Below are 24307 nucleotides of genomic sequence, written 5' to 3'. Positions count from 1 at the left end.
GGTGGCGAAGGGCCGGGGCGGTGCGGGCGCCTGATTGTTGCTGAACGCTTACCGGCTCGCAGCGATCTTGTGCGTATACCGCGTGGCATGCTGATGCCTTTACAGCTCTGCCGAAGGGGGACGGCGGACGTCCGCACTCGGCTTGGCAAGGGGGGAAGACAGGCCCATGAGGCTCTGCTTTCTGGTGGAGGAGCACTACCGGCACGACGGCATGCCGCTCGACGTGGCACGCCAGCTCACCGCATGGGGGCACCGGGTGGACGTGCTGCGCCCCGGGGACTCGCTGATGGCGATATCCGAGGCGATCCGGGCCGGCAGCCACGACGCCTGGGTGCTCAAGACCGTCTCCGGCGGGCCCGGGCTCACCCTGCTGGACGCGGCCGCCGCCGTCGGCCTCACCACCGTCAACGACGTCCGCTCCATCCGCGGCGTCCGCGACAAGGCGCTCGCCTCCGTCATCGCCAGCACCCGCGGCCTGCCCGTCCCCGTCACCTACGCCACCGCCCGCTGGGAACGGCTCGCCGAGATCCCGGCCGCCGAGTACCCGCTCGTCGTCAAGCCCGCCGACGGCAGCTCCGGGCGGGCCGTCCGGCTCGTGCCCAGCCCCGACCACCTCCTCGACCTCGGTCCCGAACTCGCCGACGAGGGGCTGTTGATCGCCCAGCCCTACGTGCCCAACTCCGGCACCGACCTCAAGGTGTACTGCGTCGACGGCGAGCTCTTCGCGACGGAACGTTCCTCCCCGCTCCACCCCGGGCAGGGCGTACGCGAACGGCAGGTCCCGTTGCCCGGGGAGGTCGCGCGGATCGCGGCGCAGGTCGGCGAGGTGTTCGGGCTCGACCTGTACGGCGTCGACGTGCTGCTCGGGCCGGACGGGCCGGTGGTCGTCGACATCAACGACTTCCCGAGCTTCCGCCAGGTGCCGGACGCGGTCGCCAGGGTCGCCCGGGCGGTGCTGCGGCTCGCGCGCAGCGGGACGGCCGTGTCGGCGCCCGCGCCCGCACTGGTGCCGGCGGGCGGTGGCGCAGGGTACGGGCAACTGGGCTTCGGTGGTGGAGAGTTCGGCGGATCCGGCTTTGACGGAGCCGGCTTGGGTGGGGCTGGCCTGGGCGGGGCGATATGAGGATCGGCCTGATCACCGCCAACCCCGGACACCCGGTGCTCGCGGCGACCGCCGCCCTGCTGGCGGACCGGCACGAGGTGACGATCGTCGACCCTGCTGGACCGGCAGGGCCGGCGCTCGCCGACGTCTATCTGCTCAAGGCCCACACCCGTCGATCCCTTTCACTCGCACAAGAGTTGGAGCGGCGCGGGGCGCCCGTCATCAACTCGGCCGCGGCCACCGAACTCTGCCAGGACCGGGTGCGGATGGCCGAACTCGCGCGCGCGGCCGACCTGCCCTTCGCGGCCACCCGCGACGCCGGGCGGCTCGCCGAACTCGCCGATCCCGCCTACCCGTTCGTCGTCAAGAGTCGGCACAGTCGGCGCCACGACCTGGTCGCCCGGGTCGACGGCCCGGCCCGGTTGCGCGAACTCGTCGCGCGCTGGCCCGACGAGCCCGTCGTCACCCAGCCGTTCGTCCCGGGGACCGGCTGGGACCAGAAGCTGTGGGTGATCGACCGGCAGGTGTTCGCGGCCCGGCGGCGGTCCGAACTCGCCGACAGCGTAGGGGAGTCGGGGCAGGGACAGGGCTGGGAACCGCCCGCCGACCGGGCCGCCCTCGCCCTGCGCGTCGGCGAGGTGTTCGGGCTCGACGTCTACGGCGTCGACCTGCTCGACGGGCCCGCCGAACCCGTCATCGTCGACGTCAACGCCTTCCCCGGCATCCGTGGCCGGCCCGGCGCGCCCGAGGCGCTCGCCGCCCTCGCCCTGCGCGTCGCGGCGGAGCGCGGGCGCGGGCGGGCAGGGGCGGGGCCGATAAGCGGGCAGCGGCGGGGCCGATAGGCCGGGCAGCGGGGCCGGGTGGGGTCGGCGGGCCCGGGGCGGGGTCGGCTGGCCGGGCAGGCCGTCGGGGTCGGGCGGGGTCGTTAGGCTGGTTACTCAGGGCCACCGGACCCGCGAAACCCCCGGGCACCCGGGCTGAACGGCGAGAGAAGACGGAACGTTGCTGCAGGACATCGAGCACTACCTGGCCTGCCCCCACTGCGCGCAGGCCCTCACCCGACACGAGCGCGCCCTGCGCTGCCCCGCCGGCCACAGCTTCGACCTCGCCAAGCAGGGCTACGTCAGCCTCCTCGCCGGCGACGCCCACACCGGCACCGGCGACACCGCCGAGATGGTCGCCGCCCGTGCCGACTTCCTCGCCGCCGGCCACTACCGGCCCATCGCCGACGCCCTCGCCGAGGCCGCCGCGGCCGCCGACCCCGAAGGCCTCGTCGCCGACCTCGGCGCCGGCACCGGCCACTACCTGGCCCACGTCCTCGACGCCCTGCCCGGCCGCGTCGGCGCCGCCCTCGACATCTCCAAGTTCGCGCTGCGCCGCGCCGCCAAGGCCCACCCCCGGATCGGTGCCGTGGTCTGCGACGCCTGGCGGCCGCTGCCGCTGCGCGATGCCTCCGCCGGGCTGATGCTCAACGTCTTCGCCCCGCGCAACGGGCCCGAGATCCGCCGCGTGCTGCGCCCCGGCGCCACCCTGCTGCTGGTCTCGCCCACCGCCCGCCACCTGCGCGAACTCGTCGGCGCGCTGGGCCTGTTGTCGGTCGACGAGGAGAAGCAGCGGCGGATCGACGAGAAGCTCGGCCCCTACCTGACCCCTGCCGGGCAGCGGCAGGTCGAGTTCACCCTGCGGCTCGGCCCGGACGACGTGCGCACCGTCGTCGGCATGGGCCCCAGCGCCTGGCACACCGACCCGGACCGCCTGGCCGCCGCGCTCGCGGAGCTGCCGGACCCGGTCGAGGTGACCGCTTCCGTGACGGTGGCCGCCTACCGGCGCTGAACGTCGGGCGCGCGCGGGGTGTGGCCGCCACGTTGGGATGAATCTGCTGAGCAGGCACGTTTCTGCCGACCGGCCTGCGGCTAACGTCCGACGGGTGAACCGCGACGCCACCCGGCCCGCCGCGCCGGCCCACCCCCGACCGAGCGCCCCGGGGCCCGATCGGACATCCGTAACACGTCCCACCGTCGAGGAGCTCCGGCTCACCTCGTTCAAGTCCTACCGGCGCGCGGTCCTGCCGCTCGCGCCCCTCACCGTCCTGCACGGGCCCGCCGGCGTCGGCAAGTCCAACGCCCTCGACGCGCTGGCCGTGCTCTCCCGGCTCGCCCTCGGAGAGGAGATCGCCGACTCCTTCGACGGCCTGCCCGACCGCACCGGCCCCCTGGCCAAACCCGTCCGAGGCGGCCTGACCGGGTGCGTCCCGCACGGGCGCGACGCCGTCATCCTCGGCTGCACCGTCCGCTCCCCGCACGGCCGCATCCGGCTCGACGTCGTCGTCCGCACCGACGGCCCGGTGCGGATCGCCCGCGAATCGCTCACCCTGGACGGCCGCACCCTCGTCGACACCGGCGAACAGGACGTCCGCAAGCGGCGCGTCAACGTCTGCTGGCACAACGACACCCGCCAGGGCGACATCCGGGCGCCCTTCCCCAGCGGCACCATGATCACCGCGCAACTGCCGCTCCGGGTGGCCGGCTCCTCCCCGGGCGAACGGCAGGTCCTCGCCGCCACCGAGGACCTGCTCACCGCGCTGCGCGAGGTCTTCCCCGTCCACCCCGTCCCCGCCCTCATGCGCGGCTGGGCCCGGCCCGACCCGCAGGCCCGGCTGCGCAGCAACGCCGCCAACATCTCCGCCGTCCTCGCCCGGCTCGGCAACGAATGCCCGCGCCGCTACGGGCAGCTCCTGCGCGCCGTCCAGTCCGCCGCCCCGCACCCGCTGCTCGGACTCTCCCTCGCCCACCGCGGCAGCGGGCCCGACCAGCGGGTCCTCGCAGTGTTCGACGAAGGCGTCCTCGGGCGCACCGGGGCCGACCAGGCCTCCGACGGCATGCTGCGCCACCTCGCGTTCGCCGCGGTGCTGCTCACCGGGGCCGGGGTGCTCGACCTCGACGTGGCCGCCGAGGTGCCGTGGGCGCACCGGCAGCTCACCGTGCTCGCCGAGGACCTCGGAGCCGGGCTCGCCACCGAACAGACCGCCTCACTGCTACGGCTGGCCCGGGACATGTCCGGGCGCAACCAGCTGCGCGTCCTCGCCGCGCTTCAGGAGCCGGCCGCGGCGCGGGAGGCGCTCGGCGCGGCCGAACCGCGGTCGGGCGCGGCCGTGCTGGTCGAGTGCCGGCGCGACCCGGACTCGGGGCACACCGTGCTGCGGCCCGAGACGACCCGGGTGCCGGCCCAGTGCGGGCGCGGGGACGGCGCGGACCCGGGGGCGGACGAGGTGGACGGGTGAGGTAGACCTGGACGGGTGAACGAACGAGTGACGAGGCCGGGGGAACCGGCCGGGCCCACCGGGCCCACCGGGCCGACCTTGGAGGCCCTGCGGCAGCGGCTGGCGGACTTCGCGGCGGCCCGGCGCTGGGAGCCCTTCCACACGCCGAAGAACCTGGCGGCCGCGCTGAGCGTGGAGGCCGGCGAACTGCTGGAGATCTTCCAGTGGTTGACGCCCGAGCAGGCGGCCGCGGTGATGTCCGAGCCGGAGCGGGCCCACCGGGTGCGGGACGAGGTCGCGGACGTCCTCGCGTACCTGGTGCAGTTCTGCACGGTGGTCGGGGTGGATCCGCTGGAGGCCCTCGCGGCCAAGATCGAGCGGAACGAGCTCCGCTTCCCGGTGCCGGACGGACCGGCGGACGCCGACCCGGACGGGGCGGGTGTCAACCCGGACGTGGACGAATAACCCTTGTGAGGGACGGGAGTTATCCACAGCCCCGGACTTGTCCACAGCTTTCCCGATGACGGATGCGGCCTCGCCGACTTCGCCGCACGCTTTCGCCGTGACCACCTGACCGCCCCTCCGGCGGTCGTGGTCCCACGGCGACAGCGAGCGGAAGGAGTGGCGGCCATGGAGGCGCTGCGACTGATCAAGAGGGCCCGGCACGCCCTGGCCGAGGCCAGGCACGTACCGGATGTGCTGGCCGAGGCGCGGCAGGCCGCGCTGCTCACCGAGGCGGTGGGGGCCAGGCTGGCGGAGCTGGACGACGACGAGCTCACCGGGCTGGGGCAGCAGCTGTCCGAGGCCGCGGCGCACGCGGCGGTCTGCCTGGAACGCTCGGTCGTCAGGGCCGCCGTGCTGAGCGGCGGCCGGGCCGGGCGGCTCACCGAACTCGGCGAGCTGGCACCGACCTTGGGTGCGCTGGACGGGCTGCTGCGGGACGTCGGGGAGACGCTGGTGGTGCTGGCCTGCGGGGCCGACACCGAGAGCCTCTACTGGACGTGCATCGACGGCGTGGACGCGGTGTCGGAGTGCAAGGACCTGGCCGGGCGGCTGTGGAAGACGGCGGGCAGGTTGGAGGAAGAGGAGGGCGCGGTGCTCGGCGGGGCGCCGGCCGAGCGGGGCTCGCCCTTACTCGTGGTCCGGCTCGGCCCGCCGGACGAGGGCGGGCCGAAAGGGGAGGAGCAGGCGCCGGACTATCGGGTGCCTGGCGTGGCGGGAGCGTCGGAGGAGGTGTCCGTACCGGTGGGATAGGTGGCCGGGCCGTCCTCCCGGATGCCGGAGGACTGCAACTCGGCGAGATCCGCGGACACCGAGGCGAGCAGTTCCTGCATCTGTTCCAGCAGGCTCTTCTGCGCGGCGGGCCCGGACGAGGTACCGGCTGCCGAGCCCGCCGGGTTGCTCGGGAGCTGCGGCGTGGCAGTTGGTTGGGACATGACGGGACCTCTTCGGATCGGTAGTGCGGCGTGAAGCGGCGGGGCCCGCCCCCCGCCGCAAGCCGGAGCACGCACTCGGGGTCCGGAGCCCGAGTCGGCTCCGGACCCCGAGTGTGTGGTCCCGCAGGTCAGTTGTGGGCGTGCAGGTCGGCGTTGAGGCCGCCCCAGGAGCCGGAGCGGGCGATGACCTCGACGGCGCCGGTCTGCGAGTTGCGGCGGAACAGCAGGTTGTCCTGGCCGGACAGCTCGACGGCCTTGGCCACGGTGCCGTCCGGGGTGGTGACCCGGGTGCCGGCGGTGACGTAGAGGCCGGCCTCGATGACGCAGTCGCTGCCGAGCGAGATGCCGATGCCGGCGTTGGCGCCGAGCAGGCAGCGCTCGCCGACCGAGACGACCTGCTTGCCGCCGCCGGAGAGGGTGCCCATGATCGAGGCGCCGCCGCCGATGTCGCTGTGGTCGCCGACGACGACGCCCGCGCTGATCCGGCCCTCGACCATGGAGGTGCCGAGGGTGCCGGCGTTGAAGTTGACGAAGCCCTCGTGCATCACGGTGGTGCCGACGGCCAGGTGGGCGCCGAGGCGGACGCGGTCGGCGTGGGCGATGCGCACGCCGGACGGGGCGACGTAGTCGGTCATCCGCGGGAACTTGTCGATGCCGTACACGGCGAGCTGGCCGCCCTGGGCGCGGACCGCGAGGCGGGCCTGCTCGACCGTGTCCACCGGGACGGGGCCGATGCTGGTCCACGCGACGTTGGCGAGCAGTCCGAAGACGCCGTCCAGGTTCTGGCCGTGCGGCTTGACCAGGCGGTGGCTGAGCAGGTGCAGGCGCAGGTACACGTCGTGGGTGTCGAGCGGCTTCTCGTCGAGCGAGGCGATGGTGGTGCGCACGGCGACCACCTCGACGCCGCGGCGCGCGTCGGCGCGCAGCGCCTCGGCGGCGCCGGCGCCGAGTTCGGCCTCGGCCTGCTCGGCGGTCAGGCGGACGGTGCCGGCCGGGCCGGGCTCGGCGGCCAGGGCGGGGGCGGGGAACCAGGTGTCGAGGACGGTGCCGTCGGCGGCGATGGTGGCCAGGCCGGCGGCCACGGCCCCGTTCGGGAGGGAGGTCGATTCAGCAGTCACACCGTGCACGTTAACCAATGCGGGGCTCCGCTGCCGAACACGCCCGTCGTGCGGACGCGGCCGCCGGTCGGCAGGCCCCCGCCGTGCGTACACGGCCGCCGGCGGGCCGCGGCGGACGGCCGCCGCACCGGGAAACCCGGTGTTCAGCGGAGGTTTGCTCGGTGATACTCGGGCAGGTGTTCATGTCGATCTCCACCACCGGCAGCGTCGAGGGCCCGGCCACCGATCTCGGCTTCCTGCTGCACAAGCACCCGGGCAAGGTCCAGCGGTTCGCGACGTCGCACGGCGAGGCGCACGTCTTCTACCCCGATGCGGGCGACGACGTCTGCACGGCGGCGCTGCTGCTGGACGTCGATCCGATCGCGCTGGTCCGCAAGGGCCGGGGCAAGGGGCGCGGCGGTTCGCCGGACTTCGCGCTCGCCCAGTACGTCAACGACCGCCCGTACGCGGCGTCCTCGCTGCTCGCGGTGGCGCTTCGGACGGTGTTCCGGTCCGCGATGAAGGGCGACTGCCCGGCCCGGCCGGGGCTGGCGGAGCGCCCGCGCCCGCTGCGGATCACGCTGCCCGCGGTGCCCGCGAACGGCGCGGGCGAGGGCGGTGGCCCGGCGATGGCGCTCCGGCTGTTCGAGCCGCTGGGCTGGCGGGTCGAGGCGGTGGCGCTCCCGCTGGACGAGGCGTTCCCGGAGTGGGGCGAGTCCCGGTACGTGCGGCTCACGCTGGTCTCGGACGCCGTGCGGCTTGCCGACGCGCTTCAGCAGCTGTACGTGCTGCTGCCGGTGCTGGACGGCGCCAAGCACTACTGGGTCGCCCCGGACGAGGTGGACAAGCTGCTCGCCGCCGGCGAGGGCTGGCTGGCCGCCCACCCGGAGCGCGCCCTGATCACCCGCCGCTACCTGTCCCGGAGCCGGGCGCTGACCCGGGTGGCGCTGGAGCGTCTGGAGCTGGCCCGGCTGGCGGAGGCGGACGACCGGGAGCCCGAGGAGGTCGACAACGCGGTCGACGACCGGCCGGAGGAGCAGGCTGAGGCCGCCGGGGCGACATCGGAGCCCAGGCCGCCGTCCCTCGCCGGGCAGCGCCGCGCCGCGATCCTCGCCGCCCTGCGGGAGGTGGGCGCGGCCCGCGTCGCCGATCTCGGCTGCGGCCGGGGCGAGTTGATCGGCGAACTGCTGAAGGACGCCCGGTTCACCGAGGTGCTCGGCGTGGACGTGTCTGTGCGGGCGTTGCAGGCGGCGGCCCGCGGATTGCGCCTGGACCGGATGCCGGAGCGGCAGGCGGCCCGGGTGACGCTGGCGCAGGGTGCGCTGACGTACACGGACACCCGGTTGAAGGGCTTCGACGCGGCGGTGCTGTGCGAGGTGGTCGAGCACCTGGACCTGCCCAGGCTGCCCGCCCTGGAGTACGCGGTGTTCGGCGCGGCCCGGCCGGGGGCGGTGGTCGTCACCACGCCGAACGCCGAGTACAACGTCCGTTGGGAGAGCCTGCCGGCGGGCGCTGTCCGGCACGCCGACCACCGCTTCGAGTGGTCGCGCGCCGAGTTCCGCGCGTGGGCCGAGCGGGTCGCGGCCGCGTTCGGTTACACGGTGGTGCTGCGCCCGGTGGGGCCGGAGGACGGGGAGGTCGGCGCGCCGACCCAGCTGGCCCTGTTCCGCCTCGGCACCGGCCCTGCCGAGCAGACTCCGCCCGAGCAGACCACGACCGGCACCACCCGGACCGCGCAGACCCCGACCGACCGGACCCCGACCGACCCGGCGCCCGAAGGAGGCGAATCCCGATGACCGACGAAGCGACCCCGACGCCCGAGCAGCACCAGCACCAGGAGCACGACCAGGAACTGCCCCAGGACCACCCCGCCCCCCGCCGCCTCCCCGTCACAGACGTCTCCCTCGTCGTCCTGATCGGCACCAGCGGCGCCGGCAAGTCGACCTTCGCCCGCCGCCACTTCCTGCCCACCCAGGTCGTCTCCTCCGACTTCTGCCGCGGCCTGGTCGCCGACGACGAGAACGACCAGTCGGCCTCCGCCGAGGCCTTCGACGTCCTGCACTACATCGTCGGCAAGCGCCTCGCGGCCGGCCGGCTGACCGTCGTGGACGCCACCAACGTCCAGCCCGAGGCACGCCACCAGCTGGTGCGGATCGCCCGCGAGCACGACGTGCTGCCGATCGCGATCGTGCTGGACGTCCCGCCGGGCGTGTGCGCCGAGCGCAACCGCTCCCGCGCGGACCGCCAGCTGCCGGCCCACGTCGTCCCGCGCCAGCACCGCGAGCTGCGCCGTTCCCTGCGGGGCCTGGAGCGCGAGGGCTTCCGCAAGGTGCACGTGCTGCGCGGCGCGGCCGAGGTGGCGGCGGCCGAGGTGGAGCTGGAGAAGCGCTACAACGACCTGCGTCACCTGACCGGCCCGTTCGACATCGTCGGCGACATCCATGGCTGCCGCTCCGAGCTGGAGACCCTGCTGACCTGCCTCGGCTACACGCTGACCCGGGACGCCGGGGGCCGGCCGGTGGACGCGGTGCCGCCGGCGGGCCGTACCGCCGTGTTCGTCGGGGACCTGGTCGACCGCGGCCCGGACACGCCGGGCGTGCTGCGCCTGGTGATGGGCATGGTCGCGGCCGGGCACGCGCTGTGCGTGCCGGGCAACCACGAGAACAAGCTGGGCCGGGCGCTGGACGGCAAGAAGGTCAACGTCGCCTACGGCCTGCAGGAGTCGCTGGATCAGCTGGCCGGCGAGTCCGAGGAGTTCCGGGCCGAGGTGCGGGAGTTCATGCGCGGCCTGGTGAGCCACTACCTGCTGGACGGCGGCGCGCTGGTGGTCTGCCACGCCGGTCTGCCGGAGCGCTACCACGGCCGCAACTCGGGCCGGGTGCGCTCGCACGCGCTGTACGGGGAGACCACCGGCGAGACCGACGAGTACGGCCTGCCGGTGCGCTACCCGTGGGCGGAGGAGTACCGGGGCAAGGCGCTGGTGGTGTACGGCCACACACCGGTGCCGTCGGCGAGCTTCGTCAACAACACCGTCTGCCTGGACACCGGTTGCGTGTTCGGCTGCACCCTGACGGCGCTGCGCTACCCGGAGCGGGAGCTGGTGAGCGTGCCGGCCGAGCGGGAGTGGTACGCGCCGGTGCGCCCGTTGGCCACGGACGCGCCGGGCGCCCGCGAGGGCCGTCCGCTGGATCTCGCGGACGTGGCGGGCCGCCGGATCGTCGAGACCGGGCTGCACGGGCGGGTCGCCGTCCGGGAGGAGAACGCGGCGGCGGCGCTGGAGGTGATGAGCCGCTTCGCGCTGGACCCGCGGCTGCTGGCGTACCTGCCGCCGACCATGGCGCCGAGCGCGGCCTCCCGCCGGGATGGTTTCCTGGAGCACCCGCAGGAGGCGTTCGCCGCCTACCGCGCGGACGGCGTGCGGCACCTGGTGTGCGAGGAGAAGCACATGGGCTCCCGCGCGGTGGTGCTGGTCGCCCGGGACGACGCGGCGCTGGAGCGGCGCTTCGGCGTGGCCGGTCCGGGCGCGATCTGGACCAGGACGGGCCGGGCGTTCCTCGCCGACGACGGCCTGACCGCGGCCCTGCTGGGCCGGGTACGGGCGGCCGCCGAGCGCTCGGGGCTGTTCGACGAGCTGGGCACCGGCTGGCTGCTGTTGGACGCCGAGCTGATGCCCTGGTCGCTGAAGGCCGTGGAACTGCTGCGCCGCCAGTACGCTGCGGTCGGCGCTGCGGCGGGCGCCGCCCTGCCGGAGGTGCTGGCGGCCCTGGAACGGGCGGCCGGTCGCGGGCTGGACCTGGCGGAGCTGACCGCCAAGCAGCGGCGGCGCGCGGCCGACGCGCAGGCGTTCACCGAGGCGTACCGGCGGTACTGCTGGCCGACCGAGGGGCTGTCGGGCGTGCGGCTGGCGCCGTTCCAGGTGCTGGCCGCCGAGGGGGCGAACCTCGCGGTGCGCCCGCACGACGAGCACCTGGCCTGGATCGACCGCCTGGTCGCGGCCGACGAAGCGCCGGCCGAAGCCGCGCCCGAGACGGTGCCCGAGACGGCGCCCGAAGCGGACGGTGACCGGGCACCGGTCCTGCACCGCACCGGCCGCCTCCTGGTGGACACCGAGGACGAGGCCTCGGTGGCGGCCGCCACGGCCTGGTGGGAGGAGCTGACGGCGGCGGGCGGCGAGGGCATGGTGGTCAAACCGCTGGCCTCGGTGGTGCGCACGAAGCGGGGCGGGGGCCGTCCGGGCGGGTTGGCGCAGCCGGGGGTGAAGGTGCGCGGCCGGGAGTACCTGCGGATCGTCTACGGCCCGGACTACACCGAGTACCTGGACCGGCTGCGCGAGCGGTCGCTGGGCCACAAGCGCTCGCTGGCGCTGCGCGAGTACGCGCTGGGCCTGGAGGCGCTGGACCGGCTGGCGGCCGGCGAGCCGCTGTGGCGGGTGCACGAGCCGGTGTTCGCGGTGCTCGCGCTGGAGTCCGAGCCGGTCGATCCGCGCCTGTAGGCCGGCCGGGCGCAGAGGGTGCCCGCGCCTTTAGACCGACCGGGCGTCGAGGGGGCCACGGCTGTAGGCCGGTCGGGTGTCGAGGGGGAGTCCGCGGCGGGGCTCCCCCTCTCCCACCCCCGCTGTGTATAGAAATTCCGAGTATCGTATAGACTTGCTACTTTCCCGTACGCCCCGTCATCCCAGGAGCCCGGTATGGCCTTCAACCTCCGGAACAGGCACTTCCTCAAGGAGCTCGACTTCACGCCCCAGGAGTTCCGCTTCCTGGTGGACCTCGCCGCCGGACTCAAGGCGGCCAAGTATGCGGGCACCGAGCAGCCCCGGCTGCGCGGGAAGAACATCGCGCTGATCTTCGAGAAGACCTCCACCCGCACCCGCTGCGCCTTCGAGGTCGCCGCCCACGACCAGGGCGCCACCACCACCTACCTGGACCCGTCCGGTTCGCAGATCGGCCACAAGGAGTCCATCCGGGACACCGCCCGGGTGCTCGGCCGGATGTTCGACGGCATCGAGTACCGCGGCCACGGCCAGGAGATCGTCGAGGAGCTGGCGGCGAACGCCGGCGTCCCGGTCTGGAACGGTCTCACCGACGAGTGGCACCCCACCCAGATGCTGGCCGACGTCCTCACCATCACCGAGCACAGCACCAAGCCGCTGACCGGGACCGCCCTCGCGTACCTCGGCGACGCCCGCTCCAACATGGGCAACTCGCTGCTGGTCACCGGCGCCCTGCTCGGCATGGACGTCCGGATCGTCGCCCCGCGCTCCCTCTGGCCGGTCGAGGAGGTCCGGGAGGCGGCCGAGACGCTGGCCGAGGCGACCGGCGCCCGGATCACCCTCACCGAGGACGTGGCCGAGGGCGTGGCCGACGTGGACTTCCTCTACACCGATGTCTGGGTCTCGATGGGCGAGCCCAAGGAGGTCTGGGCCGAGCGGATCGAGTTGCTCAAGCCCTACCAGGTGTCGATGGACACCGTCCGGGCCACCGGCAACCCGGCCGTGAAGTTCCTGCACTGCCTGCCCGCGTTCCACGACCTCGGCACGGTGCTCGGGCGGCAGATGTACGAGGCGACCGGCATGACCGAGCTGGAGTGCACCGACGAGCTGTTCGAGTCGGCGCACTCCGTCGTGTTCGACCAGGCCGAGAACCGCCTGCACACCATCAAGGCGGTCCTGGTCGCCACCCTCGGCTCCTGAGGCGGAAGCTCACTTCTCCAGCTTGACGCAGGCCGCCCGGTCGCCCGCCGCGTGCGGGCCGGTCGGGGTGCCCGCGTGCATCACCAGTGAGCGGGCCTCGCCCGGCCGCGGCTGCCAGGGCACCGAGGCCGTCGCGGTGCCCTCGCCGTGCTCGTCGGTGCGCAGCGCCAGCCGCAGTTCGTTGCGCCCGTTGGCGTACGCCGGGTCGGTGGACGGCTGCACCGGGTCCACGGCGTCCTGGTAGTGCGGTCCGGACGAGGCCGGGTCGGCCCCGCAGGAGCCGGTGTGCAGGTGGACCGGGAACTCGTGGTCGGGGGCGAGCCCGGTGACGGTCATGGTGAGCACCGTCCGCCCCGCGGTGGAGCGGTCGGTGACGATCCGGGTGTGCGCGCCGTACGGCACGAGGTCGTCCGCGTAGCTGACGGCGGTCGGCGGGACGAAGGCCGTCGCGGGGTCGAAGGCGGCCTCGACGACGGAGACCGGCGAGGCGGCGGAGCCCGACGAGGCAGCGGCGACCGACGGGGCGGCGGCACCCGACGAGGCGGCGGCGGGGGCGAGCAGGGCCAGCGGCAGCAGTGCGGCGGCGAGCGGAGCGGCGGCGAGCGGAGCGGACATCAAGGGGCCTTCCAGGGGCAGGGCGACGGACACCCTGCTCAACGGCGCCGGGCGCCGGCGGACACCCTCGAACGGGCCTGGAGGCGCACGGGCCGCGCGGGCGCGCCTCTGCTCGTCCCGTCGCCGACCGGCGGTTCCGGTGGTGAGCTGGTGTGAGCCGGTGGTGGGCCGATGCCGAGTCGACACTGGGCCGGTGCCGAGCCGGCAGTGCTGCCGTTGCCGCCCGCCGCCGCCCGAAAGGCCACTGACCTGCGCTTTTGCCGACCCAGGCATGCCTGCGGTGGTGAAGGTGACGGCATGCACTATGGTTTATCTCGACATCGAGATAACTGCCCCATAGGATATATCTCGACATCAAGATACTTGCCGAGCGGAGCTCGCCGGCGATGCGGGCAAGGTAAGCCTAAGTAAGGCTGACCTTACCACCGTGGCGGCCGGATACCGCACGAAGCACCCAGAAGGAGTCAGTCGTGTCCGCGAACAGCTTCGACGCCCGCAGCTCGCTGCAGGTGGGCGACGAGTCGTACGAGATCTTCAAGCTCTCCGCCGTCGAGGGTTCCGAGCGGCTGCCGTACAGCCTCAAGGTGCTGCTGGAGAACCTGCTCCGCACGGAGGACGGCGCGAACATCACCGCCGACCACATCCGCGCGCTCGGCAACTGGGACGCCAGCGCCCAGCCGAGCCAGGAGATCCAGTTCACCCCGGCCCGCGTGATCATGCAGGACTTCACCGGTGTGCCGTGCGTGGTCGACCTCGCCACCATGCGTGAGGCCGTCAAGGAGCTGGGTGGCGACCCGGCCAAGATCAACCCGCTGGCCCCGGCCGAGCTGGTCATCGACCACTCCGTCATCGCCGACAAGTTCGGCACCCCGGACGCCTTCGTCCAGAACGTCGAGATCGAGTACGGCCGCAACAAGGAGCGCTACCAGTTCCTGCGCTGGGGCCAGACCGCCTTCGACGAGTTCAAGGTCGTCCCGCCCGGCACCGGCATCGTCCACCAGGTGAACATCGAGCACCTGGCCCGCACCATCATGGTCCGCGGCGGCCAGGCCTACCCGGACACCTGCGTCGGCACCGACTCGCACACCACCATGGTCAACGGCCTGGGCGTGCTGGGCTGGGGCGTCGGCGGCATCGAGGCCGAGGCCGCGATGCTGGGCCAGCCGGTCTCCATGCTGATCCCGCGCGTGGTCGGCTTCAAGCTCAACGGCCAGCTGCCGGCCGGCACCACCGCCACCGACCTGGTGCTCACCATCACCGAGATGCTGCGCAAGCACGGTGTGGTCGGCAAGTTCGTCGAGTTCTACGGCGAGGGCGTCTCCGCGATCCCGCTGGCCAACCGCGCCACCATCGGCAACATGTCGCCGGAGTTCGGTTCGACCTGCGCGATCTTCCCGATCGACGCCGAGACCATCAATTACCTCAAGCTCACCGGCCGCGACGAGCAGCAGCTCGCCCTGGTCGAGGCGTACGCCAAGGAGCAGGGCCTCTGGCACGACCCGTCGGTCGAGCCGGTCTTCTCCGAGTACCTGGAGCTGGACGTCTCCACCGTCGTCCCGTCGATCTCCGGCCCGAAGCGCCCGCAGGACCGCGTCGTCCTGGCCGAGGCCGCCACCCGGTTCGCCGAGGCGCTGCCGACCTACTCCGCCGAGGCCTCGAAGCCGACCGCCGTCACCGCCCCCGACGGGTCGACGTACGAGATCGACAACGGCGCGGTCGTGATCGCCTCGATCACCTCCTGCACCAACACCTCCAACCCCTCCGTCATGCTGGGCGCCGCCCTGCTGGCGAAGAAGGCCGTGGAGAAGGGCCTCACGGTCAAGCCGTGGGTCAAGACCACCCTGGCCCCCGGGTCCAAGGTCGTCATGGACTACTACGAGAAGGCCGGCCTGCTCCCGTACATGGAGAAGCTGGGCTTCAACCTGGTCGGCTACGGCTGCGTCACCTGCATCGGCAACTCGGGCCCGCTGCCCGAGGAGGTCTCGGCCGCCGTCAACGAGGCCGACCTGGCGGTCGTCTCGGTGCTCTCCGGCAACCGCAACTTCGAGGGCCGGATCAACCCGGACGTGAAGATGAACTACCTGGCCTCGCCGCCGCTGGTGGTCGCCTACGCCCTGGCCGGCAACATGAACATCGACATCACCCGCGACGCCCTGGGCCAGGACGCCGACGGCAACGACGTCTTCCTCGCCGACATCTGGCCGTCGGAGCGGGAGGTGGCGGACACCGTCGCCGGCTCCATCGACGAGGCGATGTTCGACAAGGGCTACCAGGACGTCTTCGCCGGTGACCACCGCTGGCAGTCGCTCCCGGTCCCGACCGGCAACACCTTCGAGTGGGACGCCGAGTCCACCTACGTCCGCAAGCCCCCGTACTTCGAGGGCATGGCCAAGACCCCGAGCCCGGTGACCGACATCGCCGGCGCCCGTGTCCTGGCCAAGCTGGGCGACTCGGTCACCACCGACCACATCTCCCCGGCCGGCAACATCAAGCCGGGCACCCCGGCGGCGCAGTACCTGACCGCCAACGGTGTCGAGAAGCGCGACTTCAACTCCTACGGCTCGCGCCGCGGCAACCACGAGGTGATGATCCGCGGCACCTTCGCCAACATCCGTCTGCGCAACCAGATCGCGCCGGGCACCGAGGGCGGCTACACCCGCGACTTCACCCAGGCCGACGGCCCGGTGTCGTTCATCTACGACGCCTCGCAGAACTACCAGGCCGCCGGCACCCCGCTGGTCGTCCTGGCCGGCAAGGAGTACGGCTCCGGCTCGTCCCGCGACTGGGCCGCCAAGGGCACCGCGCTGCTGGGCGTCAAGGCCGTCATCGCCGAGTCGTACGAGCGCATCCACCGCTCGAACCTGATCGGCATGGGCGTCCTGCCGCTGCAGTTCCCGGAGGGCCAGACCGCCGAGTCCCTCGGCCTGACCGGCGAGGAGACCTTCTCCTTCACCGGCGTGACCGAGCTCAACGAGGGCCGCACCCCGAAGACCGTCAAGGTCAAGGCCGGTGACAAGGAGTTCGACGCGGTCGTCCGCATCGACACCCCCGGTGAGGCGGACTACTACCGCAACGGCGGCATCCTGCAGTACGTGCTGCGCTCGCTCATCGGCTGAACCGAGTTCTAGTTCCGGGGGCTGAGCGCCCCGGTGGCTGAGAGGCCGGACCGCATCGCGCGGTCCGGCCTCTTTTGCATGCTGCCTCTCCTGAGCCCTGCCCCTTGTGCGGTGTGCCGCGATGGACTAAACCTCTATCCCATCTGGTCCAGACCATTTGACGATCATTCAGAGAACAGGTCCGGTATGCCCACTCGCGCCTCAGCCCTGCTCGCCGCCGCCACCGTCGCCGCGCTGCTCGCCGTCCCCGCCACCGCCAATGCCGCCGACGGCGGGCACGGCCCGAAGCTGAAGGGCCAGCGGGTCGGCTACTTCACCCAGTGGGGCGCCGACAGCTCCGCCAAGCGCGTCCAGGACTCCGGCCAGGCCGGGAAGCTCACCGTCGTCAACTACGCCTTCGGCAACGTCTCCGCCGACGGCACCTGCTTCGAGACCAACGACGCAGGCCAGGGCGACGCCCGCAACGACTACCAGCGCGCCTTCTCCGCCGCCGACTCGGTCGACGGCGTGGCCGACACCCCGGGCCAGAAGCTGAAGGGCCACTTCAACCAGTTGCGCAAGCTCAAGGCGAAGAACCCGCAGCTGCGCACGGTCATCTCGCTCGGCGGCTGGAGCTGGTCCAAGTACTTCTCCGACGCGGCCGCCACCGACGCCGCGCGCAAGAAGTTCGTCTCCTCCTGCATCGACCTCTACCTCAAGGGCGACGTGCCGGTCCTGCCCGGCTCCCCGGAGGGCGGCGCCGGCGCGGCCGCGGGCGTCTTCGACGGCATCGACATCGACTGGGAGTACCCGGGCGGCGGCGGGGACGCGGGCAACGTGGTCCGCCCCGAGGACGGGCGCAACTTCACCCTGCTGATGCAGGAGTTCCGCCGCCAGCTCGACGACTTCGGCAAGAAGGGCGGCAAGAAGGGCGACAAGGGCCGGCACTACCTGCTGACCGCCGCCATCGCCGCCAACGAGACCGTCGCCGACCGGCTCGAACTGCCCGAGCTGAGCGAGTCGGTGGACTGGCTCAACCTGATGACCTACGACCTGCACGGCCCCTGGGAGGGCAAGGGCCCGGCCAACCACCAGGCCAACCTCTACTCCGACCCGGCCGACCCCGACGCCCGTCGGCGCAGCGCCGACACGGCCGTCGACCACTACCAGGAGCGCGGCCTGCCCGCCGAGCAGATCGTGCTCGGCGCCCCGCTGTACGGCCACGGCTGGACGGGCGTCGCGCCCGGCAAGCGCGGCGGCCTCTACCAGAGCGCCACCGCCGCCGCCCCCGACCTCTCCTACCGGGAGGTCAACGCGCTGCCCGGCAAGGTGTACGTGGACCGCGACCACGGCGCGTCCTGGAAGTACGACGGCACCACCTTCTACAGCTACGACACCGCCGAGGTGCTCACCCAGAAGGCGCGGTACGTGCGCTGGAACGACCTGGGCGGCGTGATGGTCTGGTCGCTGGACGGCGACGACGCCCAGGGCAGCGCGATCGCCGCCCTGGACCGCGGCCTGCGCCGCGACTGACGCCCCGACGCGAAGGGGCCCGCCGTGTCCGCACGGCGGGCCCCTTCACGCCTGTGTCAGGCCCGGTCGCAGGCCTGCGCCCGCAGCGCGCGGGCCAGGTCGTCGCGGCACTCCAGGACCAGGCGGCGCAGCGCCGGCGCGGCCTGCGGGTGGCCGTCCAGCCAGGCGTCGGCCTCGGCCAGGGTCTGCTCGCTGGTCTGCGCGCGCGGGAAGAACCCGCTGACGATCCGCATCGCGATCTCGATGGTCCGCTCGGCCCAGACCCGCTCCAGCAGCTTGAAGTAGGGCGCCGCGTAGAGCGCGGTCAGGTCGCGGTGGGCGGGCAGCGCGAAGCCCGCGATCTGGGCCTCGACCAAGGCGTTCGGCAGTTCGTCGGAGTCGACCACGGCCGACCAGGCGGCGGCCTTGGCCTCCGCGGTGGGCCGGGCGGCCAGGCACTGGGTGTACTGGCGCTTGCCGCTGGCGGTGTTGTCGGCGGCCAGCTCCCCGGCCAGTTCCTCGTCGCCGGCCTGGCCGGCGGCGGCCAGCGCCAGCCACAGCGACCAGCGCAGCTCCTGGTCGACGTCCAGGCCGTCGATCCGGGCGCTGCCGGCCAGCAGGCCGCGGACCAGGCCGAGGTGCTCGGCGCCGCCCGCGGTCTGGGCGAGGAAGCGGGCCCAGGCCAGCTGGTGGTCGCTGCCGGGGACGGCCTCGCGCAGTTCGCGCAGGGCGCCGTCGGCCAGCTGCCGGCCGCCCTCGCCGCGCCAGGCCGGGTCGGCGTACAGGTCGACGGCGGTCTTGGCCTGGGCGTGCAGCGACTGCAGCACGCCGATGTTGCCCTCCTGGCCGGCGAAGCGCAGCACCAGGGCGACGTAGTCGCGGGCCGGCATCAGGCCGTCCCGGGTGAGGTTCCAGACGGCGGACCAGGCGAGTGCCCGGGCCAGCTCGTCGTGGATGTCGCCGAGGCCGGTGCGCAGGGTCTCCAGGGACTCGGAGTCGAAGCGGATCTTGCAGTAGGTGAGGTCGTCGTCGTTGAGCAGCACCAGCGCGGGGCGGGGGCGGCCGGCGGCCTCGGCGACGACGGTGCGGTTGCCGGTGACGTCGAGCTCGATCCGCTCGGTGCGCACCAGGGAGCCGTCGGCGTCCCGGTCGTAGAGGCCGATCGCGATCCGGTGCGGGCGCAGCACCGTCCCGTCCTGGAGGACGGCGAGTTCGGTGATCCGGCCCTCGGCGTCGGTGGTCACCTGCGGGGTGAGCGAGTCGACCCCGGCGGTCTGCAGCCAGGCGGCGGCCCAGGCCTTGAGGTCGCGGCTGCTGGTCTCCTCCAGGACGCCCAGCAGGTCGCCGAGTTCGGTGTTGCCGAAGGCGTGGCGCTTGAAGTAGCGGCGGGCGCCCTCGAAGAAGGCCTCGGAGCCGACGTAGGCGACCAGCTGCTTGAGGACGGCGGCGCCCTTGGCGTAGGTGATGCCGTCGAAGTTGAGCTTGGCGTCCTCGAGGTCGCGGATGTCGGCGGTGATCGGGTGGGTGGTGGGGAGCTGGTCCTGCCGGTAGGCCCAGGCCTTGCGCTGGTTGGCGAAGGTGACCCAGGCGGAGGAGTACCGGGTGCGGGCGCCGATCAGGCCGTAGGAGCCCATGAAGTCGGCGAAGGACTCCTTCAGCCACAGGTCGTCCCACCAGCGCATGGTGACCAGGTCGCCGAACCACATGTGCGCCATCTCGTGCAGGATGACGTTGGCACGGCCCTCGTAGGCGGCGTCGGTGACCTTCGAGCGGAAGACGAACTCCTCGCGGAAGGTGACGCAGCCGGGGTTCTCCATGGCGCCGATGTTGTACTCGGGGACGAACGCCTGGTCGTACTTGCCGAAGGGGTACGGGTAGTCGAACTCCTCGTGGAAGAAGTCGAGTCCGAGCTTGGTGACGCCGAGGATCTCGTCCGCGTCGAAGTACTGGGCGAGGGACTTGCGGCACATCGCGGAGAGCGGGATGTCCAGGGTGGTGCCGTCGGCGAGTTCGCGGCTGTAGTGGTCGCGGGCGACGTGGTAGGGGCCGGCCACGACGGCGGTGAGGTAGCTGGAGATCGGCTGGGTCGGCGCGAACTCCCAGGTGCGGGCGGCGCCTTCCTCGGTGACCTTGTCGTGGACGGCGTTGGACCAGACGTCCCAGGCGGCGGGGGCGGTCACGGTGAAGCCGAACGGGGCCTTCAGGTCGGGCTGTTCGAAGGTCGCGAAGACCCGGCGGGCGTCGGCCGGCTCGTAGTGGGTGTAGAGGTACGTCTCGCCGTCCACCGGGTCGGTGAAGCGGTGCAGGCCCTCGCCGGTGCGGCTGTAGGCGCAGTCCGCCTCGACGGTGAGGACGTTCTCGGCGGCGAGGCCGTCGACGTGCACCCGGGCGCCGTCGTAGGCGGTGGCCGGGTCGATCGCGCGGCCGTTGAGGGTGACGGCGTGGACGGCGGGGGCGAGCAGGTCGAGGAAGGTGGCGGCGCCGGGCCGGGAGCAGCGGAACGTGACGGTGGTGGTGGAACGGAAGGTGGCGGCCGCCGGATCGGGGGCGGAGGTCACGTCCAGCCGGACCTGGTAGCCCTCCACGGCCAGGATGCTGGCCCGCTGCTGCGCTTCGTCGCGGCTCAGGTTCTTGCCCGGCACGGCGGTACTCCTTTGTCCGGCTCGCACGGTGGTGCGTCTGTGGGTGGTGCGGTCTCGGCGCGCGGTGTGCCGCGCTCCGCAGGGGCATCCTTTCACGCCCTCCCTCGCCGGTACCATTGCACAGGCCGTCCCGGCGGGGCCGGAATCAGCGGCGGCGGGCGGGTGTTGACGGGTCGGGGTGGCACGCCTGCCTGCCTCGTCATCACCTCACGAAGGACGACAGCCGTGACGACTGCCGCTGAGCGCAAGACCGCCGACTTCTGGTTCGACCCGGCCTGCCCGTGGGCGTGGATGACGTCCCGCTGGCTGATCGAGGTGCAGCAGCTGCGTCCGGTGGACGTGAACTGGCACGTGATGAGCCTGTCGGTGCTGAACGAGGACCGCGACCTCCCGGAGAACTACCGCGAGCTGCTGGACAACGCCTGGGGCGCGGTGCGGGTGTGCATAGCGGCCGCCCAGGCGCATGGCGACGAGGTGCTGGGCCGGCTCTACACCGAGCTGGGCCTGCGCTTCCACAACCAGGGCCTGCCGCAGAACCGGGAGACGGTCGAGGCGGCGCTGGTGGCCGCCGGGCTGCCCGCGGAGCTGGCGGACGCGGCCGACACGGACGCGTACGACGAGGCCCTGCGCGCCTCGCACAAGGAGGGCATCACCCTGGTGGGCGAGGACGTCGGCACCCCGGTGATCGCGGTGGAGGGCGTGGACGGCGAGCGGGTCGCCTTCTTCGGCCCGGTGGTCACCCCGGCCCCGAAGGGCGAGGCCGCGGCCCGGCTCTGGGACGGCACCCTGCTGGTGGCCTCCACCCCGGGCTTCTACGAGATCAAGCGGACCCGTACGGCGGGCCCGTCCTTCGAGTAGCGCGGGGCGCGCGAAGGGCCCGGTACCGCGGCTGGCGGTACCGGGCCCTCGTGCGTGCCGGGGTCAGCGGGCGGCGGCCGCGTCCCGCCGCTGCTTGACCAGGCCGGCGGCGCTCAGCAGCGCGACCAGCACCCCGGCCGCGTACAGCTGCTGCCGGTTGCCCTCGGTGGTGGTCATCAGGGCGAGGATGCCGGCCACGGCGGCCATCGCGATCCAGGTCAGGTAGGGGTAGCCCCACATCTTCACGGTGAGCAGTTCGGGCGCCTCGCGCTCCAGCCGGCGGCGCATCCGCAGCTGGACGAGGCAGATGAACAGCCAGACGACCAGGATGGCCACGCCGGTGGTGTTCATCAGCCAGGTGAAGACGGTCTCCGGCCAGAACTTGGCGGCCAGCACGGCGCCGAAGCCGAACAGGCAGGAGGCCAGCACGGCCCGGCGCGGCACCCCGCCGGAGACCTTGGCCAGCGCCCGGGGGCCCTGGCCGCGGCCGACCAGCGAGTACGCCATCCGGGAGGCGCCGTAGATGTTGGCGTTCATCGCGGAGAGCAGCGCGATCAGCACCACCACCTCCATGATCGTCCCGGCGCCGGTCACCCCGAGGTGCCGCAGCACGGTGACGTACGGGCCGTCGGTGACCACCGCCGGGTCCTTCCAGGAGACCAGGGTGACGACCAGGGCCATCGAGCCGATGTAGAAGATCGCGATCCGCCACACCGCCGTGCGCACCGCGTTGGCGACGTTCTTGCGGGGGTCGTCGGACTCGGCGGCGGCGATGGTGACGGTCTCCAGCCCGCCGTAGGCGAAGACGGAGGCGAGCAGGCCGACGATCAGCCCGCTGACCCCGGTGGGCAGGAAGCCGCCCTGGCCGGTCAGGTTGGTCGCGCCGGGGGCGCCGGGGCCGATCACCCCGGCGATGCCGAGCCCGCCGAGGACCAGGAAGGCGATGATCGCGGCGACCTTGATGGCGGCGAACCAGAACTCGAACTCGCCGAAGTTCTTCACCGCGGTCAGGTTGCTGGCGCAGAAGAAGACCATGAACAGGCCGACCCAGACCCAGGAGGAGACGCCCGGCACCCAGCCGTTGACGATCTTCCCGGCGGCGGTGGCCTCGGCGGCGACGCCGCAGCACAGCATCACCCAGTACATCCAGCCGGCCGTGATCCCGGCCCAGGGGCCGATCTCCTTCTCGGCGTGCACCGAGAACGATCCGGAGGCGGGGCGGGCGGCCGACATCTCGCCGAGCATCCGCATGATCAGCATGACCAGCAGGCCGGAGAGGGTGAACGCCAGGATGATCGCCGGACCGGCGGCCGCGATGCCGGCGCCGGAGCCGACGAACAGGCCCGCGCCGATCACCCCGCCCAGCGCGATCATCGACAGGTGGCGCTGCTTGAGGCCGTGCGCGAGCTGCTGGCCGGTGGCCGGGGCACCGTCGGCGTCGGTGGTCCCGGACGCCTTGGGCGCGGAGGTGGGGGCCATAGGGCTGGATCCAGACTGTGCGGAATGCGGCATGAGCTGTCCAATATCCGGCGACACCTCTGTTCATGCCAAGAGCGGGGACCTCAGGCCCACCATGCGGACCACGCGGTGACGAGGCGGGGTCGACCGGTGACACAGCGTCGTTATGGGCTGAAATGGGCCGGTTCCGACAACGGCCGAGGGCGGGGCTTTGTCCGAAACCGTGGCGGTGGCGTAGTGGATCACCACGTAGGTTCACAGGTGTTCACTCACCTGAGCACCCCACAGGAGACCCCCGATGGCCACTGCCACCACCCCGATACCGCGCCGCGCCGTCCTCGCCGACCTGCTGCCCGCCGCCACCACCCGCCTCGGCGCCCAGGCCCGCGACCTGGCCCTGGTGGCCGGCGGCGCCGCCCTGACCGGCGTGGCCGCCCAGCTGTCGGTGAACGTCCCCGGCTCGCCGGTGCCGGTCACCGGCCAGACCTTCGCCGCCCTGCTGGTCGGTACCGCGCTCGGCGCCCGCCGCGGCATCGCCTCGCTCGCCCTCTACCTGCTGGCCGGCCTGGCGGGGATGCCCTGGTTCGCCGAGGGCACCTCCGGCTGGACGATGCCCTCGCTCGGTTACGTGCTCGGCTTCGTCCTGGCGGCCGGCCTGACCGGCGAGCTGGCCCGCCGCGGCGCCGACCGGAGCCCGGTGAACACCGCCGTCACCATGGTCCTCGGCAGCCTCGCCATCTACGCGGTCGGCGTCCCGTACCTGGCCCTGTCGCTGCACGTCCCGCTCGCCCGGGCGGCCGAGCTCGGCCTCTACCCGTACCTGGTCGGCGACGCCCTGAAGGCCGTCCTCGCGGCCGGCGCCCTGCCGCTGGTCTGGAAGCTCGCCGCGAAGCGGTGAGCCCCCTGCCGGGCCCGGGCGCACGCGCATGCCACACTCATGGCATGCGCGTGTACCTGGGCTCAGACCATGCCGGATACGAACTGAAGAACCACCTCGTGGAGTGGCTCAAGGAGGCCGGCCACGAGCCGGTCGACTGCGGGCCGCACATCTACGACGCCGAGGACGACTACCCGCCGTTCTGCCTGCGCGCCGCCGAGCGCACCGCCGCCGACCCGGAGGCGCTGGGCGTCGTCATCGGCGGCTCGGGCAACGGTGAGGCGATCGCCGCCAACAAGGTCAAGGGCGTGCGGGCGGCGCTGGCCTGGAGCGAGCAGACCGCCGGGCTCGGCCGCGAGCACAACAACGCCAACGTGGTCTCCGTCGGCGGCCGCATGCACACGCTGGAGGAGGCCACCAAGTTCGTCGAGGTCTTCCTCAACACCCCCTACAGCGGCGAGCCGCGGCACACCCGCCGGATCGAGATGCTGAGCGAGTACGAGACCACCGGCGAGCTCCCGCCGATCCCGGCCCACCACCCGCAGGGCTGATCCCTCCCCCCGTCCACCCCCCGTGGGGGGGGGCGCCCGGGCCCGCGGGCCGCGGCCCCCCCCGGGGCCGCGGCGCGCGCGGGTGGGTGCGGGGGCGGGGGGGGGGCGGCGGCCGC

The 24307-nt window shown here is 73.1% G+C and carries 19 protein-coding genes; 14 read left to right on the top strand and 5 right to left on the bottom strand.

Annotated features, from left to right (window positions below; translation table 11 throughout):
* The first annotated feature begins 166 nt into the window (after positions 1–166).
* The 6 genes from ACFV6D_RS06870 to ACFV6D_RS06845 all read left to right on the top strand — a co-directional run bounded on the left by ACFV6D_RS06870 (position 167) and on the right by ACFV6D_RS06845 (position 5615).
* Positions 167–1123, top strand: coding sequence for a RimK family alpha-L-glutamate ligase (locus ACFV6D_RS06870; RefSeq protein ID WP_380558787.1), 957 nt, complete (start codon positions 167–169; stop codon positions 1121–1123).
* On the top strand, positions 1120–1944 hold the full coding sequence (locus ACFV6D_RS06865) for a RimK family alpha-L-glutamate ligase (protein WP_380336965.1): 825 nt from the start codon (positions 1120–1122) through the stop codon (positions 1942–1944). The genes ACFV6D_RS06870 and ACFV6D_RS06865 overlap by 4 nt, the downstream gene beginning before the upstream one ends.
* A gap of 160 nt (positions 1945–2104) precedes the next feature.
* Positions 2105–2935, top strand: coding sequence for a putative RNA methyltransferase (locus ACFV6D_RS06860; protein WP_380336962.1), 831 nt, complete (start codon positions 2105–2107; stop codon positions 2933–2935).
* Between the two features lie 94 nt (positions 2936–3029).
* Entirely contained in the window at positions 3030–4382 is a 1353-nt protein-coding gene (locus ACFV6D_RS06855) for an AAA family ATPase (protein ID WP_380336959.1), read from the top strand.
* A gap of 78 nt (positions 4383–4460) precedes the next feature.
* The gene (locus ACFV6D_RS06850; RefSeq protein ID WP_380336988.1) at positions 4461–4826 is read left to right on the top strand and encodes a nucleotide pyrophosphohydrolase; all 366 of its coding nucleotides are present in this window, start codon (positions 4461–4463) and stop codon (positions 4824–4826) included.
* A 165-nt stretch (positions 4827–4991) separates the two neighbouring features.
* Positions 4992–5615 (top strand): DUF6099 family protein, encoded by a 624-nt coding sequence (locus ACFV6D_RS06845; protein WP_380336956.1) that lies wholly within the window; start codon positions 4992–4994, stop codon positions 5613–5615.
* Here the strand turns inward: ACFV6D_RS06845 and ACFV6D_RS06840 are convergent.
* Positions 5558–5797 carry a hypothetical protein gene (locus tag ACFV6D_RS06840; protein WP_380336954.1) on the bottom strand — a complete coding sequence of 80 codons (240 nt, stop codon included), beginning with the start codon at positions 5795–5797 and terminating at the stop codon, positions 5558–5560. The two genes, ACFV6D_RS06845 and ACFV6D_RS06840, sit on opposite strands and share 58 nt — an antisense overlap.
* 128 nt (positions 5798–5925) lie before the next feature.
* Complete coding sequence (gene dapD, locus ACFV6D_RS06835) at positions 5926–6915, bottom strand: 2,3,4,5-tetrahydropyridine-2,6-dicarboxylate N-succinyltransferase (protein ID WP_063347584.1); 990 nt, start codon at positions 6913–6915, stop codon at positions 5926–5928.
* 176 nt (positions 6916–7091) lie between these two features.
* Here dapD and ACFV6D_RS06830 point away from each other — a divergent pair, with 176 nt between their 5' ends.
* From ACFV6D_RS06830 to argF, 3 genes are all read left to right on the top strand, one after another.
* Entirely contained in the window at positions 7092–8690 is a 1599-nt protein-coding gene (locus tag ACFV6D_RS06830; RefSeq protein ID WP_380336986.1) for a 3' terminal RNA ribose 2'-O-methyltransferase Hen1, read from the top strand.
* A complete protein-coding gene (locus tag ACFV6D_RS06825) occupies positions 8687–11386 on the top strand; it encodes a polynucleotide kinase-phosphatase (RefSeq protein ID WP_380558784.1) in 2700 nt (899 codons plus the stop codon). Before ACFV6D_RS06830 ends, ACFV6D_RS06825 begins: the two co-directional genes overlap by 4 nt.
* A gap of 195 nt (positions 11387–11581) precedes the next feature.
* Positions 11582–12583 carry an ornithine carbamoyltransferase gene (gene argF / locus ACFV6D_RS06820; RefSeq protein WP_380558781.1) on the top strand — a complete coding sequence of 334 codons (1002 nt, stop codon included), beginning with the start codon at positions 11582–11584 and terminating at the stop codon, positions 12581–12583.
* A 9-nt stretch (positions 12584–12592) separates the two neighbouring features.
* Here argF and ACFV6D_RS06815 read toward each other — a convergent pair whose 3' ends face one another.
* Positions 12593–13198 (bottom strand): superoxide dismutase family protein, encoded by a 606-nt coding sequence (locus ACFV6D_RS06815; protein ID WP_380558778.1) that lies wholly within the window; start codon positions 13196–13198, stop codon positions 12593–12595.
* Positions 13199–13668: 470 nt separating this feature from the next.
* Here ACFV6D_RS06815 and acnA point away from each other — a divergent pair, with 470 nt between their 5' ends.
* Both acnA and ACFV6D_RS06805 read left to right on the top strand, forming a co-directional pair.
* The gene (gene acnA, locus ACFV6D_RS06810; protein WP_063347581.1) at positions 13669–16314 is read left to right on the top strand and encodes an aconitate hydratase AcnA; all 2646 of its coding nucleotides are present in this window, start codon (positions 13669–13671) and stop codon (positions 16312–16314) included.
* 186 nt (positions 16315–16500) lie between these two features.
* A complete protein-coding gene (locus tag ACFV6D_RS06805) occupies positions 16501–17826 on the top strand; it encodes a glycoside hydrolase family 18 protein (protein WP_380558775.1) in 1326 nt (441 codons plus the stop codon).
* A 56-nt stretch (positions 17827–17882) separates the two neighbouring features.
* Here ACFV6D_RS06805 and pepN read toward each other — a convergent pair whose 3' ends face one another.
* Complete coding sequence (gene pepN, locus ACFV6D_RS06800) at positions 17883–20447, bottom strand: aminopeptidase N (protein WP_380558772.1); 2565 nt, start codon at positions 20445–20447, stop codon at positions 17883–17885.
* Positions 20448–20672: 225 nt separating this feature from the next.
* Here pepN and ACFV6D_RS06795 point away from each other — a divergent pair, with 225 nt between their 5' ends.
* Positions 20673–21305: a DsbA family protein gene (locus ACFV6D_RS06795; protein WP_063347578.1), complete on the top strand. Its 633-nt coding sequence runs from the start codon at positions 20673–20675 to the stop codon at positions 21303–21305.
* A 63-nt stretch (positions 21306–21368) separates the two neighbouring features.
* On the opposite strand, the gene ACFV6D_RS06790 is transcribed toward ACFV6D_RS06795, so the two are convergent.
* Positions 21369–22784: an amino acid permease gene (locus tag ACFV6D_RS06790; protein ID WP_380336934.1), complete on the bottom strand. Its 1416-nt coding sequence runs from the start codon at positions 22782–22784 to the stop codon at positions 21369–21371.
* Positions 22785–23061: 277 nt separating this feature from the next.
* Between ACFV6D_RS06790 and ACFV6D_RS06785 the strand changes: the two genes are divergently transcribed.
* Both ACFV6D_RS06785 and ACFV6D_RS06780 read left to right on the top strand, forming a co-directional pair.
* On the top strand, positions 23062–23661 hold the full coding sequence (locus tag ACFV6D_RS06785; protein ID WP_063347576.1) for a biotin transporter BioY: 600 nt from the start codon (positions 23062–23064) through the stop codon (positions 23659–23661).
* A 44-nt stretch (positions 23662–23705) separates the two neighbouring features.
* Positions 23706–24191 (top strand): ribose-5-phosphate isomerase, encoded by a 486-nt coding sequence (locus ACFV6D_RS06780; protein ID WP_063347575.1) that lies wholly within the window; start codon positions 23706–23708, stop codon positions 24189–24191.
* Positions 24192–24307: the final 116 nt, after the last annotated feature.

The organism is Kitasatospora sp. NPDC059812 (assembly GCF_042732075.1).
Lineage (GTDB): Bacteria > Actinomycetota > Actinomycetes > Streptomycetales > Streptomycetaceae > Kitasatospora.
This window is presented reverse-complemented; position numbering and strand designations above follow the sequence as displayed.